We start from the raw sequence: 20,380 nt of genomic DNA on the forward strand, positions 1-20,380 counted from the left end.
ATTACTTGCATAAATACGAAATATTGATTATACTACTGCATAAAGTTTATAATATTTTTTGCATACTGTTATAAAGGAAGCAGAGGAAACTATCATGATTAAAGTAGGAATAATCGGAGCTACAGGCTACGCAGGAGCAGAGATTGCAAGAATTCTGTACAACCACCCTATGGCGGAGGTTGTATGGTATGGATCAAGAAGTTATATAGATGAAAGATTCAGTTCTATATATGGAAACTTTTTTGAAATAGTAGATGATGCATGTCTCGATGACAACATGGAGGAGCTTGCTGATAAGGTAGATGTGATTTTCACAGCAACACCCCAGGGACTTTGTGCAGGACTTGTTAATGAAGAGATCCTTAAGAAGGTTAAGATCATCGACCTGTCTGCTGATTTCAGACTTAAGGACGTATCCGTTTATGAAAAGTGGTACGGCATCGAGCACAAAGGTGTTACTTATATAAAGGAAGCTGTTTACGGATTGTGTGAGATAAACAGAGAGACTATTAAGGATGCAAGAATAGTTGCAAATCCCGGATGCTACACCACCTGTTCCATTCTTACAGCTTATCCTCTTGTTAAGGAAAAGCTAATTGACCCTAACACACTGATAGTTGATGCATTAAGCGGAGTATCAGGAGCAGGAAGAGGTGCCAAGACAGCTAACCTTTACTGCGAAGTAAATGAAAGTGCAAAGCCATACGGCGTAGCAAACCACAGACATACACCTGAGATTGAGGAACAGCTCGGTTATGCGGCAGGTGAAGAGATAGTGATCAACTTCACACCTCACCTTGCACCCATGAACAGAGGAATCCTTGCAACAGAATATGCATCTCTTATAAAGAAGGCGGACGGAAGCCTTCCCACAGAAGAAGAGATAAGAAGTGCATACGAGAAATACTATAAGGATGAGTTTTTCATAAGAGTACTTCCCAAAGGAGTTTATCCCGAGACCAGATGGGTAGAGACCAGTAACTACGTTGATATAGGCTTTAAGATCGATGAGCGCACAGGCAGAATCATAATGATGGGTGCTATCGATAACCTGGTGAAAGGCGCGGCAGGTCAGGCAGTTCAGAACATGAACATTTTGTTTGGCCTCGATGAAAAGATGGGTCTTGATATGGTTCCTGCTTTCCCGTAATTGAAGGGGCTTTTTCACAAGAGGTATTTAGTTTTTGAGGAGAGTTATGAAATGGTTCGCACAATGAAAATCGAAGACTATGAGCAGGTTTTCGAGCTTTGGAATTCAATAGAAGGATTTGGAATCCGCACTATAGATGATTCCTTCAAAGGAATAAGCAAGTTCCTTAAAAGGAATCCCGATACATGTGTGGTGGATGTGGAAGAAGGGCAGATTGTAGGAGCTATCCTATGCGGACATGACGGCAGAAGAGCCTGCTTCTATCACGTGTGTGTGAGAGAGGATTACAGACGACATCACATCGGCAAGAAAATGGTGGAGTTTTGCATCGAAAAGCTTAAGGAAGAGGAAATCTGCAAAGTGGCCCTGAATGCCTTTGTTACCAACAAGGTGGGGAATGCATTCTGGCAGCGCATGGGATGGACACTTAGAGATGATATGAACTACTACGATTTTGCGCTTAATGAAAACAATATTACTGAGTTTATACATAAGTAATCACCTGGCTTTTGTCAGATAGTTACTTCATACAATATGGAGGCGATTATGAAGATTATAGAAGGCGGAGTTACAGCAGCTAAGGGATTTAAGGCAGCCAGCACCGAGGCAAATATCAAATACAGCGGACGTGAGGATATGCTGCTTATTTACAGTGAATCACCCTGTACGGCGGCAGGCGTTTTCACAAGCAATGTTGTTAAGGCAGCTCCTGTTGTGTGGGATAAAAAGATATGCGACGACATTCATCCGGTTCACGCCATCGTGGCTAATTCCGGAATAGCAAATGCCTGCACAGGAGAAGAAGGAAAAAAGATCTGCGAGGACACAGCGATCTGCGCAGCTAATCTTCTTGATATCCCCAAGGATTCAGTACTTGTGGCATCAACCGGTGTCATCGGAATGCAGATGGATATTAGTAAGCTTGAAAAGGGTATCGAGCAGATGGTGCCAAAGCTTTCTGATTCATTAGAAGCAGGAACCGGTGCCGCAAAGGCCATAATGACCACAGATACACATAACAAGCAGATGGCTGTAGAGTTTGAGGTTGGCGGTAAGACCTGTACCATCGGTGCTCTTGCCAAGGGTTCAGGAATGATCCATCCCAACATGTGTACAATGCTTTCTTTTGTAACAACAGATGTGGCTATATCCCATGAGCTTTTGAAGCAGGCTCTGAAAAAGGTAGTAGTTGATACCTTCAATATGATCTCTGTGGACGGCGATATGTCCACCAATGATTCGCTTATGGTACTTGCTAACGGCGAAGCAGGTAACGAAGAGATCACAGAAAAGGGTGAAGCCTACGACAGCTTTGAAGAAGCGCTTTATAAGATCTGCTATGAGATGGCAAGAATGCTTGCAGGTGACGGCGAAGGCGCCACCGCACTTTTCACAGCACATGTAAAAAATGCAGACACTAAGGATAACGCAAGAACTCTGGCGAAGTCGGTAATCTGCTCATCTCTTACAAAAGCCATGATCTACGGTCATGATGCAAACTTTGGAAGAATCCTGTGCGCACTTGGTTATTCAGGTGTCGCATTTGATCCCGAAAAAATTGAACTCAGTATTGAGAGCAGCAAGGGAAGCGTCCTTCTTTTCAAGGATGGAAAGCCCATTGATTTTGAAGAAGAATACGCAACAGGAATCCTTTCGGAAAAAGAGGTCATCGCTCAGGTTGATATGAAAATGGGAAGCGAAGAGGCTACAGCCTGGGGCTGCGATCTTACCTACGATTATGTAAAGATAAATGCAGACTATAGAAGCTGATGTTACGGTCATATTTTAAGTAGAGCGTCGGCGAGGTATTTGGTTCAGTAAAGCTTGCAGAGAATAGCAAGATGAGGAGGACAAAAAAGTGGACAAGGATATGCAGGAAGTAATGAAAAAAGCGGAAGTGCTGATCGAGGCTCTTCCTTATATTCAGAAATTCAACAGGAAGATCATCGTTGTAAAGTATGGCGGAAGTGCCATGGAAAACGAAGAGTTCCAGAAGAACGTCATCAAGGACGTAACACTTCTTAAACTGGTAGGCTTTAAGCCCATCATCGTTCACGGCGGCGGCAAGGCTATCAGCAAGTGGGTCGGCAAAGTGGGTAAGGAAGCTCAGTTCATTAACGGCCTTCGCGTCACCGATGATGAGACCATGGAAATAGCAGAGATGGTCCTTAACAGAGTTAATAAATGCCTTGTAAGAATGGTCCAGGAGATAGGCGTAAAGGCTATCGGAATAAGCGGTAAAGATACCGGACTTTTAAAGGCAAAGAAAAAGCTCATCGATGGCAAGGATATCGGATATGTTGGAGAGATCACAGAGGTTGATCCCAAGGTTCTCTTCGATCTTCTTGATAATGACTACCTGCCTATCGTGGCACCTGTAGGAATGAATGAAAACTTTGAGACCTTCAATATAAACGCTGATGATGCAGCCTGCGCAATCGCAAAGGCTGTACACGCAGACAAGCTTGCATTCCTTACAGATATAGAGGGTGTTTACAGGGATATCAATGATCCTTCAACCTTCATATCAAGGCTTACTACATCTGAGGCAGATGCGCTTATAGCCAGCGGCAACATCGGAGGAGGAATGCTTCCGAAGCTTGCAAACTGCACTGATGCGGTAAAACAGGGTGTTCATACAGTGCATATTCTTGATGGTAGGATTCCTCACTGCTTACTGCTTGAGATATTTACCAACAAGGGTGTCGGAACAATGTTTATGCCCGACGGGGAGGAGACCATAGCATGAGCGAAAAAATGAAGCAGTACATTGAAAATGCAGAGCAGGACCTTCTGCATACATATAACCGTTATCAGATAATCCTCGATAAGGGAGAGGGCGTGCATCTCTATGATATGGATGGCAAAAGCTATCTGGATTTCGTATCGGGAATAGGCGTATTCGCTCTTGGCTACGGCAATAAGGAATACAATGATGCTCTTAAAAATCAGATAGATAAGGTTATTCATACTTCAAACTATTACTACAATATGCCGGCAATTGAGGCTGCAAGAAAGCTCAAGAAGGTATCCGGGATGGACCGCGTATTTTTCACAAACAGCGGAGCTGAAGCAGTTGAAGGAGCTCTTAAGGCTGCAAGAAAATATGCCTTCTTAAGAGATGGAAATACTGATCATGAGATAATCGCTATGAATCATTCCTTCCACGGACGTACCTTCGGTGCACTTTCTGTAACAGGTAATCCGCATTACCGCGAGGCATTTGAGCCTATGATCGGTAACATTAAATTTGCGGACTACAACAGTATAGAAAGTGTCATGTCCAATATTACGGACAAGACCTGTGCTATTATTATGGAAACAGTTCAGGGCGAGGGTGGAATTCATCCCGGAACAGAGCAGTTCCTTAAGGAAGTAAGGGCTATCTGTGATGAAAAGGATATACTTCTTATTCTTGATGAGATACAGTGCGGTATGGGCAGAACAGGATACATGTACGCATGGCAGAAGTTTGGTGTAAAGCCTGACATTATGACTACAGCGAAAGCCCTTGGCTGCGGCGTACCTGTTGGAGCCTTTCTTATGACTGAGAAGGTTGGTCAGAATTCACTTGTTGCCGGCGATCACGGAACCACTTATGGCGGTAATCCGCTGGCATGCGCTGCAATAGACAAAGTCCTTGATTTATTCGAGGTGAACAATATAATAGATAACGTGAGAGAGGTTTCGGTATACCTCGAAAAGCGTCTTGATGAATTAAAGGGACGTCACTCAGATATCATAGACAGACGCGGAAGCGGACTATTGCAGGGACTTGAATTTGATCATCCTGTAGGCGAGATCATTAACAAAGCTCTTGATAACGGGCTTATTTTGATAAATGCAGGAACCAATATCATTAGATTCATACCACCGCTTGTCATTACTACTAAGGATGTTGATGACATGATGGAGATTCTTGAGCCCTGTCTATAAAAACAGAGGTAGATATGAAGATAAGATATAGGCTGCTTGGAGCAGTTCTAATTTTAGCGCTGCTGCTTGCAGCTTTTTATTATGCGAAGTCAGGTCAGAAACTCACTGAGGACAGACCTATTTTTGGTGCCAACGACAAGATCACATTAAGGCTCTGGTACACGGATGAAGCCCTGACAGATTACCTTACAAACAAGGTCGTTGAGTTCAATAATTCCAGCAGGAAGTCCAGAGTTGAGCTGGAGTGTGTTTCAGGACTTGAATATCTTGAGGAGATTGGCAAGGCATCCATTGAGGAAGAGAATTACCCCGATGTTTTCATAATGACCCATGATTCTCTTGAGAAAGCATACCTTGCAGGACTTGCATCAGAAGTTGAGAGTTCAGAATTCTTGACAGATGAGGCTAACGGATACAGTCCCGCTGCCCTTAATGCTGTCAGCTACAAGGATAAATATATCGCTTATCCCTATTATTTTGAGACAAGCTCACTTCTTTATAATAAGACTTATCTTGAGAATGAAGTAAAAAGCAGGCTCCAGGCTGCCATCGATGCTGCTGAGGGCGAGGCTGCCCAGGCTGAGATTGATGCCGCAGAGGGTGACATCGAAGAGGGCGATACCGAAGCTGCAGAGAATGAGGTAATAGAGCTTGATGATGCTCAGGTACAGGCTGAGCTTGAGAATATTCTTCCCAAGACAATCGAGGATATTCTTGTTTTTGCTAATGAATATAATGCCCCGGACACTGTAGAATCCGTCTTTCAGTGGGACGTTACGGATATTTTCTACAACTTCTTTTTCGTGGGTAATTATCTGAATCTTGGCGGCACAGCAGGTGATGATGCCAGTCAGATTGATGTTTACAATGAAAATACCATCAATTGCATGAGCTTCTACCAACAGCTTAATCAGTTCTTTGCTATTGATGAGGGTGCTGTTTCATACGATAAGGTTTTGCAGGATTTCATAGACGGCAAGACCGTATTTACTGTGGCTACATCAGACGCAGTTGCCAAGATCGAGGCTGCTAAGGCTGAGGGTAAATGCTCATTTGAATATGGCGTAACTCCTATGCCTGCGCTGAACGAGCAGTATGCAACAAGAACCATGTCAGTAACAGACTGTCTTGTAATAAACGGATTTACAGAGCATATGTCAGAGGCCAATGCTTTGGCAAAGTTCCTTTGCAGCGAGGATACAGAGACCATGTACACCATGAGCGGCAAGCTTGCAGCTAATTCTCTGGTTAATTATTCCAATGGATCACTGGCATCCTATGTATCTGTTTACGGCAATTCAGTACCTATGCCTAAACTCATGGAGACCAGCAATTTCTGGGTTCTTCTTGAGATTGCTTTTGCCAATATCTGGGATGGCTCGGATGTTAACCAGACACTTCGTGAACTTTCCGAAAATATTAAGCTTCAGATAACCGGAGAAGAGGTTCATGAGGAAGTGCTTCCGGATGCGACAGTTATCATAACTGACGGCCAGGAAGAGGAATGACATAATTAACAAAAACTTCCCGTAAAAAGGGCATTTATTTGTAATTGTTACAAAAATATTACATATATCTTGCAAGTGGATTTTGTTTCAGCTATTATGATAATTAGCGTGGTGGGGACCTCCGTAATTATGGAGGAAACATGCAAAGATATAAGAAAATCAGTACACTGATAATTTTATCCGCTCTTCTTTTAGTCAGCGGATGCAGTAAGAAAAACACGGAAATCATATTAGCTGAGCCGACTCAGGTCAGCGAGGATTCAAATGAAAAAGCAGTAAGTGAGGGAGAGAAACAGGAGACTGACAAGGCAGACGATTCATCTGCTTTAGAAAGTGCGGATGAAGATGAGCCCGAAGAAGCAAAATGCGTTATGGTGCATGTTTGCGGTGCTGTTTTATGCGAAGGAGTCTACGAACTTCCAGCAGGCAGCAGAGTTGTTGATGCCGTTAAGGCAGCAGGCGGGTTTTCAGGTGACGCCGACAGTTCTTTTGTTAATCAGGCCCAGGTCCTTGAGGACGGAGTTAAGCTAAGAATTCCGACTATTGAAGAGAGCAGTGCTCTTAATCAGGATGCAGCATCAGATAATGGTGCAGGCCCGCAGACGGCAGGAATAAGTGGCGGGGGCGAAGCATCAGATCAGGGTGAAAAGTCCTCTGATGGCAAGGTGAATATAAATACCGCATCAGAAACAGAGCTTTGCACCATACCGGGAATAGGCCCCGGGAGAGCTAAGAATATCCTGGCTTACCGCGAGGAAAAAGGGAAATTTGGAACTATCGAAGATATCAAGAATGTATCAGGTATCAAAGATAAGTTCTTTGCAAAGATAAAAGATTATATAACAGTTTAGCGTATGGAGTGAAGAAAAGATGGCTAAAAAGGTTCTTGTCGTTGATGATGAGAAAACAATTGTAAAGGGAATAAAGTACAGTCTTGAGCAGGACGGTATGAAGGTTGACAGTGCTTTTGATGGTGAGGAAGCACTTGAGCTTGCCAAGAATAATGCTTACGACATGGTACTTCTTGATGTAATGCTTCCCAAGATGGACGGTTTTGAAGTTTGTCAGCAGATTCGCGAATTTTCTTCAGTTCCGATCGTTATGATCACAGCCAAGGGCGATGATATGGATAAGATCCTTGGTCTTGAGTACGGCGCAGACGATTACATCACAAAGCCTTTCAATATCCTTGAAGTTAAGGCGAGAATCAAAGCCATAATGAGAAGAACGACTAAGGCAGATACTCAGGCCAGTGTTCTTACATTTGGAGAGCTTGTAATAAATGAAGAGTACAGAAGAGTCTATGTTGGTGACAAGGAGATTAATCTTACCAGCAGAGAGTTCGATGTTCTCGAATTCCTTGTATCAACTCCGGGCAAGGTTTATAACAGAAGTGAGCTTTTACATGCCATCTGGGGTGAGGATTTCCCCGGTGACGAGAGAACAGTTGATGTTCATGTAAGAAGACTGAGAGAGAAGCTTGAGAAGAGCCCCAGTGAACCCAGATACGTTCGTACCAAGTGGGGATCAGGTTACTTCTTCCAGGCATAATCAGGATAGCTGTGACGACGTATGATATTTAATCCTTTTAAAAGTCTTAGGTTCAGAATATTTTTAATGGTCTTTTTCACGGGGCTGGTTTCATGCCTCGTGATTCATTTTGCAATAATCGAAAGCTATGAGAACAGAGCTGTGAGCGTCAGAGAGTCTGAGGTTTCTACGCAGCTTATGATTCTGGCAAATCACCTTATCAATTACAATTATTTTTCCGATACGACTTCGGACGTTATCAACGCAGAGCTTGATCTTATTGCCAATCTCTACGATGGTCGTGTTATGGTCATTGATAATAATCTTCAGATTCGTAAGGATACTTACGGAATCAGTGACGGTAAGATAATTATCTCGGAAGAGGTTGTTAAGTGTTTGAAGAACGGAAGTGCAGGGGCCAGTACTGTTTACGACAGGAACAATGGTTACATAGAAATGACGGCTCCCATTACAGAGACACTTACCTTTGAAAGCGGTGACGTGGCTGCAGGTGAGAAATCTCAGGATGTTGTAAGAGGTGTTTTGCTTATAAGCGTATCGACCGAGTATATCAGAAATACCATGAATATCCTCACAAGAAGAGCTGTTTCAATAGAGCTTATTGCGGTTATTCTCATTCTTGTATCAGCATGGTGGGGATCCGGAAAGCTCCTTCGCCCATTCGACAGAATCACTTCCGCAATCAATGACGTTAAGGCCGGCTTTACAAATGACCCCATAGAAGGCTCACAGTATTATGAGACAGAGCATATAATCACAGCTTTTAATCAGATGCTGCAGAGGATGAATGACCTTGATGCATCCAGACAGGAATTCGTTTCAAACGTATCGCATGAGCTTAAGACACCGATAACCTCAATGAAGGTGCTTGCAGATTCGCTTATCATGCAGGATGAGGTTCCTAACGAAGTCTACAGGGATTTCATGGAAGATATAGCAGCAGAGGTGGACAGAGAGAATCAGATCATAAACGATCTGCTTGAGCTTGTTAAGATGGATAAAAAGGCTACATCTCTTAATATCACAACAGTTGATGTGGTTCAGATGATGGAAGTCATCATGAAGAGAATGAGGCCTATTGCCAGAAAGAGAAATATTGAGCTTACCCTCGAGACCACAAGAGAAATAAGTGCTGAGATTGACGAGGTTAAGCTTTCACTGGCTCTTATGAATCTGGTTGAGAATGCGGTTAAATACAATAAGGACGATGGCTGGGTCAAGGTTAAGCTTGATGCGGATCATAAATCTTTTACCTGCGAAATCAGTGATTCCGGAATAGGAATACCGGAAGACAGTCTTGATAAGATATACCAAAGATTCTACAGAGTCGATAAATCAAGATCCAGAGAGATCGGTGGAACAGGACTTGGACTTTCAATCACTCACAGCGCAATACTTATGCACAGAGGAACTATTGATGTGCAGAGTATTGAGGATGAGGGAACAATATTCACAGTAACAATACCGCTTAAATACATGCAGTCACAGGAATGAGAAGATGAGATCAGAGACGAAAAGGATTTTAAATTTAATACCTTGTCTTTTACTTATCGTGAGCACCCTTTTAGGATGCTCTAAAAGTGCTGACATGGATCAGGATAAAGTGGTACAGGTCTATTATATAAACAACGATGAGACCGGAATTCTTTTTGAAGACTACGAAGTTAAGGCTGATATGGAAGACACTGAAGCAGTCATTGAAGAGCTGCTTGATAAGATGCAGACTATGCCCGAGAAGCTGGAATATGAGGCACCTATTTACGGTCCCATTAAGCTTCTTTCCTATTCGTATAACACAGGTCTTCTGACCCTTAATTTTGACAGCAGTTATGTTGAGACGGATGTTACTATCGAGATTCTGGACAGGGCAGCTATGGTGCGTACACTGACACAGATTCCTGACGTAGAGAATGTTGCGTTTATGATCGCAGGTAATCCGCTTACAGACGTTAACGGCAATATTATCGGAAATATGTCAGCGGACAGTTTTGTCTATAACGCAGGTAATGAGATCAATACCTATGAGAAGGTTGAGCTGGTGCTTTATTTTGCCAAAGAAGATGGTAAGAGTCTTGTACCTGTTTACAGAAGCGTTGTATATAACAGTAATATCCCGATGCAGAGGCTTGCTATGGAACAGCTTCTTAAGGGCCCCAATACAGATGTGGCTTTTCCTACTTTAAATCCTCAGACCAAGATCAATTCCGTATCCGTCAGAGATGGCGTATGCTATGTGGATTTTGATAATAATTTCCTGATACAGCCCAATGCTGTATCTGCCGATGTTGCAATATATTCAATCGTTAATACACTTTGTGCCATTACAGATACCAATAAAGTTCAGATTTCCGTTGGTGGAAGTTCTGATGTTATTTTCATGGAGACGGTTTCCCTGGGAACCGTATTTGAAAGAAATCTAGATATAGTTGAGTAATATTTATGAAGAGACCGCTTTGCGTATTTACCATGCTGGTAGCGGCGGCTGTTCTTATTCTCATAATGATTTTTCCGCAGGATTATTATTCTGATCTGCCCGATCGGGCGCATATTACACAAACCGGAGAAGTGATCGGAAAAGAATTAAAAACAAATAGTTACAGTGGAGAAAAGGAGCTTATTGTGAAAATGAAGCTCCTTGATAGGGACTACCATGCCCTTGCATACCTGAGCCCTGATTATGAGCCTGACATTGGACAGATAATCAGGGTCAGCGGGGAATGCAGGTGTTTTGACAGTGCAAGAAATCCGGGAGAATTCGACAGCCGTAGCTACTACAGAACCTTGAAAACTGCATATAGAATTAAAAATGCCAAAGTACTTGGCGTGGGCGGTGACAGGGATTTCATAAAAGAAGGAATGTATGACCTTAAGATGAGTATCGAGAATGTCATGGATTCCTGTATGGAACCTGAAGATGCCGGAATAATGAAAGCCATAGTACTTGGTGATAAGAATGAACTTGATGACGAAATAAAAGATATTTATAAACGAAATGGAATAATTCATATAATTGCTGTATCGGGATTACACATATCTCTTATAGGTCTTAGTCTCTATAAGCTGCTTCGTAAGACCAGCCTTTGGACTCTGCCATCTGCGATAATCGCAGCTACAGTAATGTATCTATATGGCGTTATGTGCGGAATGAGTACTTCAGCTTACAGGGCAATATTGATGTTCGCAGTAAGGCTTTTTGCAGATGTTATTGGAAGAACCTACGATATGCTGTCGGCATTGTCGTTGTCTGCGATGCTTTTGCTGTTGGAACAGCCGCTATACATAACAAACAGCGGGTTTCTGCTTTCTTTTGGGGCGATTATCGGTATAGGATATGTTCTGCCGGCTTTCCCTGAATTTATCAGAACGGGATTTCTCAAACCGATTTCCGCAAGTCTTGCAATTACAACAGTCACCCTTCCTGTGTATACGTCATTCTATTACACCTTCCCGATTTTCTCTGTTTTCCTGAATTTGTTGATACTTCCCCTTATGGGAGTTCTGATGCTTGGAGCTTTGCTTTGCAGTGCTGTAGGAGCGCTTTTTGTGCCGGCAGGACAACTCTTTGGACTGATAGATCACTACATTCTTAAGTGGTTCCTTATTTGCTGTAACACAGGGGATATGCTACCCTTTGGAACCTGGTATGTAGGCCATTCCTGTGCTTTTCAGGTGGCAGTGTACGTGATTATGCTGGTTGCCTTTGTGCTGATTTTTCAGTGGGAGAAGGAATTTGGGGATGTGAAAAAAACGGAGAAAGTTAAGAAGAAAGGGGATGCGAAAAAGCAGGAGAATTTTAAGAAAAATGGGGACGCGAAGAACAATTCAAGAGAGTATGCGAAAGGTAAGGGGAATGATGGAGTTAGCGATAATCGGAAATTGTTGATGGTAAGGTATGTCCTTCTTTTTATCGGGATGGTGGTGCTGTGCTACAGACCGTCTCCTGAACTTAAGATTACTGCCGTGGATGTAGGACAGGGTGTCTTACTGTCCACAGGAACAATTCAATAATGGCCTAAACACACGGGTTACAAGGCTATATTCACATAAATTTCATTCCAAAATCTGGAAAATTTCAAAATAAAAAGTTGTGCGAAAATGTTATAGAAGATAGAAAATACTTTCCCGGTGAACCTTTGCGCGATATTCCCTGTAAAGTAAAATATTTTGAATGAAGTAATGTAAATGTAATGATAATTAAATTATAATAAAAGGATAGTAATTTGAGATTTGTAGGGATGATTAATGGATAAATCATGGAATTATAGAAAAATTGGTGATGTATGTACTGTAGAACGAGGGGGATCACCTAGACCAATTGATAAATTTATTACTGATGATGAAAATGGCATTAATTGGATAAAAATAGGTGATACCACAGACTCTATGTATATCACTAAAACAGAACAGAAAATAATACCTGAGGGTATGAAAAAATCTAGGTATGTTAAACCTGGAGACTTTTTACTTTCAAATTCGATGAGCTTTGGCAGACCTTATATTCTTCAGATAGATGGTTGTATACATGACGGATGGCTCGTGTTACGTGACGATGATGATTTATTTGATAAGCGTTTTTTGTACTATTATCTAAGTTCCAAGACTACCTATGAGAAGTTTAAATCCATGGCGGTAGGTGGAGTTGTTAATAACCTCAATAGTGAGATGGTAAGAAACGTAGAAGTACCAGTTCCTTCCAAGGATGATCAGTCTGAAATAGCTGATTTATTGGATAAGCTGAAAGGAGTTATTGATAACAGGAAGAATGAGTTGGAACTCCTTGATGAGCTTATCAAAGTCCGATTTGTCGAGCTCTTTGGTGATCCTGTTACAAATGATAAACATTGGGACATGGATACCCTGCTAGGTGTTTTGGAAGTTGGAAGGACTGTTACATACGGTATAGTTCAGACCGGGGATGATGTGGATGAAGGTATTCCGGTTTTTAGGCCTATAGATATTGCTGGTGGACATGTTCCTAAGAGGGAAGAACTAAAGAAAACATTACCAGAAATTTCAGATAAGTATAAGCGGACACTTCTTAAAGGAAACGAACTACTCATTACTGTAAGAGGATCTGTTGGAGAAACATTTCAGGTCGACGAAGAATTTGAAGGCTGCAATGTAGGACGTAATATAGTCCCTTTGGTAACAGATAAGAAAAGAGTAAATCAAAGGTTTTTGCAAGAATTGTTCGCGCAGAAACCCATCAAAGACTGGCTTAAAGCAATAACAAAAGGGATTGCGCTTCAAGGACTCAATATGAGTGAGTTCAAAGAAATGCCAGTAATCATTCCTGATATGGGATTACAAGAAGAGTATGTTGAATTTGTAGTACAAGTCGACAAATCAAAAGTTGCAGTTCAGAAAGCTTTGGAAAAAGACCAATTATTGTTTGATAGTTTGATGCAAGAATATTTTGGATGAAAATAGGAGATTACTAAAGAATGATTACCGGAGAATTGAAGAATAAGGTAGATTCAATGTGGGACACTATATGGACTGGAGGAATAACTAGTCCTATAACAGTTTTGGAACAGATCACATATTTGATGTTTATGAAACTGCTTGATGATAATCAAATTAAAGCCGAGGCGAATGCTAATATTTTGGGAGTTCAGTTAAATAATAAAGTATTTAAAGATGGAATTTGTGTGCTCAGTGAGGAACCACGTGTGGAAACTGAGTATAGCAACTTGCGCTGGAGTACTTTTCACAATTGGGAACCTGGTGAAATGCTAGTGAATATTCAAACATATGTATTTCCCTTTATAAAACAGATTAGTGATGCAAAGGATTCTGCGTTTAGCAGATACATGAAAGATGCTGTGTTTATGATTCCTACGCCAAAGGTGTTAGCTAAAGTTGTAGATGGCATTGATGATATGGATATGAATAACAAAGATATCATGGGTGATGTCTACGAGTATCTTCTTGGTAAGATAGCAGCTGCTGGTGAAAATGGTCAGTTTAGGACACCAAGACATATCATTGCTATGATAGTGGATTTGATGCAGCCTACCTTAAAGGATGTTATTCTTGATCCCGCTATGGGTAGTGCAGGATTTCTTTTATCTGCGGCTGCATATGTTGGGGAACATCAATCAACAGAATTGATGAAAAAGGATAATCAAAAATATTTTAAAACTGAGATGTTTAACGGATATGATACGGATCAATCTATGCTGCGAATAGGAGCAATGAATCTTATGTTGCATGGGGTTGAGGATCCGCATATCACATATCAAGATTCACTTTCTATGGATAATAAGGAAAGAGAACAATATTCGCTGATAATGGCTAATCCTCCATTTACGGGGAGTGTTTTCCAGGAGGATATTAGTAAAGACCTACTTGCACTATGCAAAACAAAGAAGACAGAATTGTTGTTTGTAGCGCTGTTTATTAAAATGCTTAAAATTGGTGGGAGATGTGCATCAATAGTTCCGGATGGAGTACTATTTGGAAGTAGTAAGGCACATAAAGCTTTAAGAGAGGAACTTGTTGAAAATCAAAAATTAACAGCTGTTATTTCTATGCCTTCAGGTGTGTTTAAACCATATGCAGGAGTATCAACAGCTATACTAATTTTTACAAAGACAGATAATGGAGGGACTGACAAAGTTTGGTTCTATGATATGAAAGCGGATGGTTATTCGCTTGATGATAAGAGAAGTGAGATATCTGATAATGATATACCAGATATAATTAGGCGTTTTCATAATATTGAGGAGGAGAATAGTAGAGCAAGAACAGAGCAGAGTTTCTTTGTTGACAAGGAAGAAATAAAAAATAATGGATATGATCTTTCAATAAACAAGTATAAGGAAATTGAATATGAAGCTATTGAATATCCGCCTACAGAGGAAATCCTTGATGAAATTGTAAAGCTTAATAAGCAGATAGAACAAGAGACTGATGAACTTAGAAGACTGCTTGGCAAATAAATTGAGATTTGTAGGGATGATAGATGGATAAAGTTAGACTTGGAGATATAGCGACACTTATTAATGGAGATCGAGGAAAGAATTACCCATCACAAGCGGATATAACTGATGAAGGGGACATACCATTTGTGAATGCGGGGCATTTAAATGGACGAGGTATAGATTTTGAGGAAATGAACTATATTTCTCAAGAAAAATATGATTGTTTAAGTTCGGGGAAGTTTATTAAGGGGGATGTACTTTACTGTCTCAGAGGGTCACTGGGCAAAAAAGCTATTGTTAATGATGATGTTAAAGGAGCAATTGCGTCCTCACTCGTAATAATAAGACCCGATTATAACCGAATTGATGGTGACTACCTAATGTTTTCGTTAGATTCACCGTCGATAAAAGAGCAGTTAATCAAGGCGAATAATGGTAGTTCACAGCCTAATCTTTCAGCAGCAAGTGTGAGAGAGTACCAAATAGAACTTCCGGATATGCAAATACAGAAAGCTGTTGTTGAAAAGCTTGCCAAGGTAAGGGAAGCAATAGATAACAGGCAGTGTGAATTAGACTTGCTTGACCTGCTTATCAAAGCCCGATTTGTCGAGCTCTTTGGCGATCCAGTTTTGAATGAAAAAGGCTGGGAGACTCGCCCATTTCTTGATATGGGTAGTTGCAAGAATGGAATGAATTTTCATTATGATGATAGTGGAGTAGAACTAAACTGTTTAGGCGTAGGAGACTTTAAAGATTATTCAGTTATTACAAATACGGAATTATTACCAACAGTTTCTTTGAATGAGATACCATCAGAGGAATATTTGTTAAGGGATGATGACATTGTATTTGTAAGATCTAATGGAAATAAAGCTTTGGTTGGCAGAAGTGTAGCTGTTTATCCAGGGAATACACCTACAACATTTAGCGGATTTTGTATTAGGTATAGAAAACATGATGATGGTATTACAATTCCATATCTTCTCAGAGTTTTGAAGGCTGATTCTATAAGAAAGAAAATGGTTGGTAGAGGTGCTAATATACAAAACTTAAATCAGCAGATATTAGGTACACTTATTATTCCGGTGCCACCATTAGATTTACAGAAACAATTCGCGGATTTTGTAGAACAAGTCGACAAATCAAAAGTTGCAGTTCAGAAAGCATTAAAAAAAGATCAGCTATTATTTGATAGCTTAATGCAAGAGTATTTTGGATAGGTGACGATATGACTCAAAAGCAACAAGTCATTGAAACGATGCGAAGTAACGGCGGATATGCTACATTTCATCAGCTCAATCATTTAGTTGACGTTAGCTCGTGGGGAACAAATACTCCACAAGCAAGCATTAGAAGAATTGTTCAGGTAAATGAAGAGTTTTTTAAGATCAAGCCAGGTCTTTGGGCATTGTCAGAACTTAAAGATGAAGTGCTTCGGAAGTTTAATATTCAAGAAAATAATAAAAAGAGCGATGATCAATTTACGCATTCATATTATCAGGGGATCATTGTAGAACTTGGAAATATGCATAGTTTCAAGACTTATGTACCAAATCAGGACAAAAACAAAAAGTTTTTGGAACGCCGGCTGTTTGAGATAACAACAGAGTCAGAGCTCCCAAATTTTTCATATGACAGTATTACTAATCGTGCAAGGACCGTAGATGTTATATGGTTTAATAACCGGAATATGCCATTTCGCTTTTATGAAGTGGAGCATTCTACAAATATCAGTAATTCCCTGGATAAATTTTATGAGCTTCAGGATTTTAGAGCTGATTTTTATATAGTTGCTGATGAAAGTCGACGGAATCAGTTTAATGATATAATTTCTCGCACAATTTATAGGGATATTGCTCCTTATGTCAAATTCTTTAATTACGAGAATCTTGTAAAGCAATATGAACGGGAAAGTGATTTGCAAGCAATAGAAAGACTGTAATTTTTGCAGTATTCTTTCTGGAGAAAGAACTATGGATATTGAATTATTAAAAAGCAAATTGAAGGGATTATCTAAAGCTGAGGATATAGTTGATAGAGCAAAAGAGTACAGGAATCTCTTAGGCGATGTTATTGCATATGTTTTCGACGAATATGAAGTAGATGTTCCTAAAACTGCAACGATGCTGGAACTTTTGGATAACAGGATAATTTTAGAGTATTTTGGTGAGATGGATGTTATTCAGGGCCTCCATTTTGTACGTAAGCTTGGGAAAAATGCTGAGCATGGTAAAAATATCCGCAAGAAAGATATTAAGGTTGCCGAGGAGAATATGGCAACAATTATCGGGTATATTGTGGATAAAGAATCTGGGAAGTCTGAGCGAAGCTGTAAAGCTTCCTTTATGTCTGAAGCAGAGACTAGACATATTTACATAGACGCTTATCTTCAGGAAGCAGGATGGGATGTATTGGAAAAGGACAATCTTATACAGCCTGGAAAAGCGTGCATAGAAATATATGTTGAAGGCATGCCAAATAATAAGCAAGAAGGTTATTGTGACTATGTTCTATATGGGCGTGATGGAAGACCTCTTGCAGTAGTAGAAGCAAAACGTACTTCTGTGAGTATAGAAACAGGCCGTCATCAAGTTGATCTGTACGGTGATTGTCTGCAAAAAAAGTATGGATATAAACCGGTCTTGTATTATACTAATGGTTACTTTACAAGAATGATTGATGGAATTTATCCGGATAGAGATGTGTATGCTTATCATTCTATTGATGAGTTAGAACTTATACTCCAAAAAAGACAGAGGACTGCTATAGCTGACTTTACAATACGAGATGAAATAACAAATAGGGCTTATCAGAAGATGGCAATTACAGCTATGTGCGAAAGGCTTAATGGTAAGAAACGTAGAGGGCTTCTTGCTATGGCTACAGGCACTGGTAAAACTAGAATTGCAATTTCTTTGGTAGACGTTCTTACTCGAAATAACTGGGTTAAAAATGTACTATTTTTGGCAGATAGGGTACCACTTGTTAATCAAGCTAAGCGTGATTTTGCAAAGTATCTAAATCAGACTATTTGTGTTTTGTCGGATAAAGAAAAAAAAGAATTTAATGCACGTATTATGTTTTCTACTTACCAAACAATGATAAACTATATCGATGCTGAGGATAAGCGGTTTGGAACAGGGCGGTTTGATCTAATAATTATTGATGAAGCACATAGATCGGTATTTAACAAATATGGTGCAATATTCAAATATTTTGATAGCTTTTTAGTAGGACTAACAGCAACACCAAGAGGTGAGGTAGGACATAGTACTTATCAACTTTTGGAATGTGAACAAGATGAACCAACATACGATTATTCAACAGAACTTGCCATAAAGGAAAAGTATTTGGTTGGATATGAAGTGATAAATAAGGAATCATTATTTATTAGAAATGGGATATCATATGAAAAATTATCAGAAGATGCTCGGGAACAATTGGATACGTATTTTGGCGGACAGATTCCTGATTCAAAGTATATAATTCCAAAATCAGAAATATTTCGTAAGTTGTATAATGAGAATACTTGTGAACAGGTTCTGCAGGAGCTTATGAATAGCGGTTTACGAATAAATAATGGTGAAACTATTGGAAAAACAATCATTTTTGCATATGATCATCATCATGCTGATATGATAGTAAAATGTTTCGGTAGACTATATCCACAATATGATAGCAATACATGTCAACTTGTTGATGATAAAGTTAAATATGCACATGATCTTATTATAAAATTTGAAGAAGATGATGCTTTTAGGATTGCTGTCTCTGTGGAAATGCTTGATACTGGAATAGATGTAACGTCCGTTCTTAATCTCGTATTTTTTAAACCCGTTTACTCAAAAATAAGATTTCTTCAAATGATAGGTCGCGGAACACGTTTATGCCCTAATTTGTATGGGCCGGGGAAACATAAGAGCGGCTTTTTGATTTTTGATTATTGCGGGAATTTTGAATTCTTCGGAGAAAATCCTGAAGGAAGAATACTTGATAGGCCCACGGAATCCGTTACTCAAAAACTATTTTATACGCGATGTGAGATTCTTCATGATTTACAAAGGATAGAATATCAGGAAAATGCGGAAAGCAAAAAATATTATGAAGCATTAAAAGCTCAACTTCACCAGGATGTGACAGTTGTAAGAAGTCATGACAATCGTATTTCTGTTAGAGAAAAAATGCAGTATGTGGACAAGTATAGTAAGATTGATGAGTGGCAGAGTTTGTCTCCAGTTAGTCTTAAGCAATTAAAAGCCAATATTGCGCCACTTTTAGATAGTGGACTGAACGATGAAAGTATCGTACTTCTATTTGATCTCCGCATGCTTAGGGTAGAAGCTTCAATTTTAGCAATGGGAACAATTGCTAAAGTCGCTAAAGATGTAAAAAATATTAGACTTATGGCGCAGCATTTGCTGAGAGAAAAAGCTTCTATTCCTGAAGTGCTTAATAAAGCGGCTGAGTTGAAAAAAATAGTTAGCGATCAGTTTTGGGAAAAGCCAGGGGTGATGGAAGTCGAGAATATGCGAGTATCACTTAGGGATATAATGAAGAATCTTAAGACTGAGAAGGAGCCTCCGTACGATATTGATATCAAGGATACAATAACTGATTCGGATTATAAAGTAGATAGCACAGCTATAGATATAAGAACATATAGAGAAAAGGTTATAGATTATCTTATGGATCATATAGATAACGAGGTCATAAAGAAGATACACAATCTTGAGAAGATCAATAATGATGACCTCAAAGAACTTGAAAGAATATTGTGGGAAGAGTTAGGAACCCAGGAGGAGTACGAGGAGACAACAGATATTCATAATTTGGCTGCGTTTGTAAGAAGCTTGATAGGATTAAGTCAGGAAGCTGTAAATGAGAAATTTGGAGAGTATCTGTCAGGAAATGTGCTTACACTCCAACAGCAGGAATTTGTCCATATGATAATAAACTATGTTCGTGAGAACGGTGATATTGAATTATCGGATATGGTAAATACTGAGCCATTTAGTGATATAGACCTAAACGATATGTTTGGCGAGAATCTTCCTATGATGATTACAATAGTTAACGTTCTTCATAGTGCTGTGGCTGCATAAGAATATTTTCGAAGTAATGCAGCTGGATACAGATTTCTTTGCTGAGAGATCATGAGTTAAATAATGTATAAATGAATTGGTTCAAAAATAAAGCAAAACAAATTCAAAAAAAGTATTGACGCATATCATTTTTTGCGTTATGATGATTTTACCGATAAGGAAATGCCCTTGTCGGTAATTAAAAGAGTAAAAACTGAAAGTGTTCAA

General features: G+C 39.9%; 16 protein-coding genes. All 16 read left to right on the forward strand.

The genetic code is table 11. The annotated features are described in order from the left end of the window. Positions 1-94 precede the first annotated feature (94 nt). Positions 95-1,150, forward strand: a complete 1,056-nt coding sequence (gene argC, locus G610_RS0100785) for an N-acetyl-gamma-glutamyl-phosphate reductase (RefSeq protein WP_026523249.1) — start codon at positions 95-97, stop codon at positions 1,148-1,150. A 51-nt stretch (positions 1,151-1,201) separates the two neighbouring features. Beyond that, positions 1,202-1,648, forward strand: a complete 447-nt coding sequence (locus G610_RS0100790; RefSeq protein WP_026523250.1) for a GNAT family N-acetyltransferase — start codon at positions 1,202-1,204, stop codon at positions 1,646-1,648. Positions 1,649-1,696: 48 nt separating this feature from the next. Beyond that, positions 1,697-2,920 (forward strand): bifunctional ornithine acetyltransferase/N-acetylglutamate synthase, encoded by a 1,224-nt coding sequence (gene argJ / locus G610_RS0100795; RefSeq protein ID WP_155830928.1) that lies wholly within the window; start codon positions 1,697-1,699, stop codon positions 2,918-2,920. A gap of 100 nt (positions 2,921-3,020) precedes the next feature. After that, a complete protein-coding gene (gene argB, locus G610_RS0100800; RefSeq protein WP_035791984.1) occupies positions 3,021-3,899 on the forward strand; it encodes an acetylglutamate kinase in 879 nt (292 codons plus the stop codon). Then, on the forward strand, positions 3,896-5,086 hold the full coding sequence (locus tag G610_RS0100805; protein WP_026523253.1) for an aspartate aminotransferase family protein: 1,191 nt from the start codon (positions 3,896-3,898) through the stop codon (positions 5,084-5,086). The genes argB and G610_RS0100805 overlap by 4 nt, the downstream gene beginning before the upstream one ends. A gap of 14 nt (positions 5,087-5,100) precedes the next feature. Next, complete coding sequence (locus G610_RS19155) at positions 5,101-6,594, forward strand: sugar ABC transporter substrate-binding protein (protein ID WP_051197413.1); 1,494 nt, start codon at positions 5,101-5,103, stop codon at positions 6,592-6,594. 140 nt (positions 6,595-6,734) lie between these two features. After that, on the forward strand, positions 6,735-7,445 hold the full coding sequence (locus tag G610_RS0100815) for a helix-hairpin-helix domain-containing protein (protein WP_026523254.1): 711 nt from the start codon (positions 6,735-6,737) through the stop codon (positions 7,443-7,445). A 19-nt stretch (positions 7,446-7,464) separates the two neighbouring features. Continuing rightward, positions 7,465-8,145: a response regulator transcription factor gene (locus G610_RS0100820; RefSeq protein WP_026523255.1), complete on the forward strand. Its 681-nt coding sequence runs from the start codon at positions 7,465-7,467 to the stop codon at positions 8,143-8,145. A 66-nt stretch (positions 8,146-8,211) separates the two neighbouring features. Next, positions 8,212-9,639, forward strand: a complete 1,428-nt coding sequence (locus G610_RS0100825) for a sensor histidine kinase (protein ID WP_242829592.1) — start codon at positions 8,212-8,214, stop codon at positions 9,637-9,639. Between the two features lie 94 nt (positions 9,640-9,733). Next, entirely contained in the window at positions 9,734-10,579 is an 846-nt protein-coding gene (locus G610_RS0100830; protein WP_196809788.1) for a GerMN domain-containing protein, read from the forward strand. 5 nt (positions 10,580-10,584) lie between these two features. Continuing rightward, positions 10,585-12,153: a ComEC/Rec2 family competence protein gene (locus G610_RS0100835; protein ID WP_026523258.1), complete on the forward strand. Its 1,569-nt coding sequence runs from the start codon at positions 10,585-10,587 to the stop codon at positions 12,151-12,153. Positions 12,154-12,387: 234 nt separating this feature from the next. Beyond that, on the forward strand, positions 12,388-13,569 hold the full coding sequence (locus G610_RS21795; RefSeq protein WP_051197416.1) for a restriction endonuclease subunit S: 1,182 nt from the start codon (positions 12,388-12,390) through the stop codon (positions 13,567-13,569). A gap of 20 nt (positions 13,570-13,589) precedes the next feature. After that, positions 13,590-15,089: a type I restriction-modification system subunit M gene (locus tag G610_RS0100845; protein WP_026523259.1), complete on the forward strand. Its 1,500-nt coding sequence runs from the start codon at positions 13,590-13,592 to the stop codon at positions 15,087-15,089. 23 nt (positions 15,090-15,112) lie between these two features. Beyond that, positions 15,113-16,291, forward strand: coding sequence for a restriction endonuclease subunit S (locus G610_RS0100850; RefSeq protein ID WP_026523260.1), 1,179 nt, complete (start codon positions 15,113-15,115; stop codon positions 16,289-16,291). A gap of 8 nt (positions 16,292-16,299) precedes the next feature. After that, entirely contained in the window at positions 16,300-17,013 is a 714-nt protein-coding gene (locus tag G610_RS0100855) for a hypothetical protein (RefSeq protein WP_026523261.1), read from the forward strand. Positions 17,014-17,044: 31 nt separating this feature from the next. Next, on the forward strand, positions 17,045-20,173 hold the full coding sequence (locus tag G610_RS19165) for a type I restriction endonuclease subunit R (protein ID WP_051197418.1): 3,129 nt from the start codon (positions 17,045-17,047) through the stop codon (positions 20,171-20,173). The last annotated feature ends 207 nt before the right edge of the window (positions 20,174-20,380 follow it).

The sequence above is a fragment of the Butyrivibrio sp. MB2005 genome, from assembly GCF_000424285.1.
GTDB lineage: Bacteria > Bacillota > Clostridia > Lachnospirales > Lachnospiraceae > Butyrivibrio.

Coding starts and splice junctions, on each gene's coding strand:
- argC (WP_026523249.1), top strand. CDS start 95: ATGATTAAAGTAGGAATAATCGGAGCTACAGGCTACGCAGGAGCAGAG.
- G610_RS0100790 (WP_026523250.1), top strand. CDS start 1,202: ATGGTTCGCACAATGAAAATCGAAGACTATGAGCAGGTTTTCGAGCTT.
- argJ (WP_155830928.1), top strand. CDS start 1,697: ATGAAGATTATAGAAGGCGGAGTTACAGCAGCTAAGGGATTTAAGGCA.
- argB (WP_035791984.1), top strand. CDS start 3,021: ATGCAGGAAGTAATGAAAAAAGCGGAAGTGCTGATCGAGGCTCTTCCT.
- G610_RS0100805 (WP_026523253.1), top strand. CDS start 3,896: ATGAGCGAAAAAATGAAGCAGTACATTGAAAATGCAGAGCAGGACCTT.
- G610_RS19155 (WP_051197413.1), top strand. CDS start 5,101: ATGAAGATAAGATATAGGCTGCTTGGAGCAGTTCTAATTTTAGCGCTG.
- G610_RS0100815 (WP_026523254.1), top strand. CDS start 6,735: ATGCAAAGATATAAGAAAATCAGTACACTGATAATTTTATCCGCTCTT.
- G610_RS0100820 (WP_026523255.1), top strand. CDS start 7,465: ATGGCTAAAAAGGTTCTTGTCGTTGATGATGAGAAAACAATTGTAAAG.
- G610_RS0100825 (WP_242829592.1), top strand. CDS start 8,212: ATGGTCTTTTTCACGGGGCTGGTTTCATGCCTCGTGATTCATTTTGCA.
- G610_RS0100830 (WP_196809788.1), top strand. CDS start 9,734: ATGGATCAGGATAAAGTGGTACAGGTCTATTATATAAACAACGATGAG.
- G610_RS0100835 (WP_026523258.1), top strand. CDS start 10,585: ATGAAGAGACCGCTTTGCGTATTTACCATGCTGGTAGCGGCGGCTGTT.
- G610_RS21795 (WP_051197416.1), top strand. CDS start 12,388: ATGGATAAATCATGGAATTATAGAAAAATTGGTGATGTATGTACTGTA.
- G610_RS0100845 (WP_026523259.1), top strand. CDS start 13,590: ATGATTACCGGAGAATTGAAGAATAAGGTAGATTCAATGTGGGACACT.
- G610_RS0100850 (WP_026523260.1), top strand. CDS start 15,113: ATGGATAAAGTTAGACTTGGAGATATAGCGACACTTATTAATGGAGAT.
- G610_RS0100855 (WP_026523261.1), top strand. CDS start 16,300: ATGACTCAAAAGCAACAAGTCATTGAAACGATGCGAAGTAACGGCGGA.
- G610_RS19165 (WP_051197418.1), top strand. CDS start 17,045: ATGGATATTGAATTATTAAAAAGCAAATTGAAGGGATTATCTAAAGCT.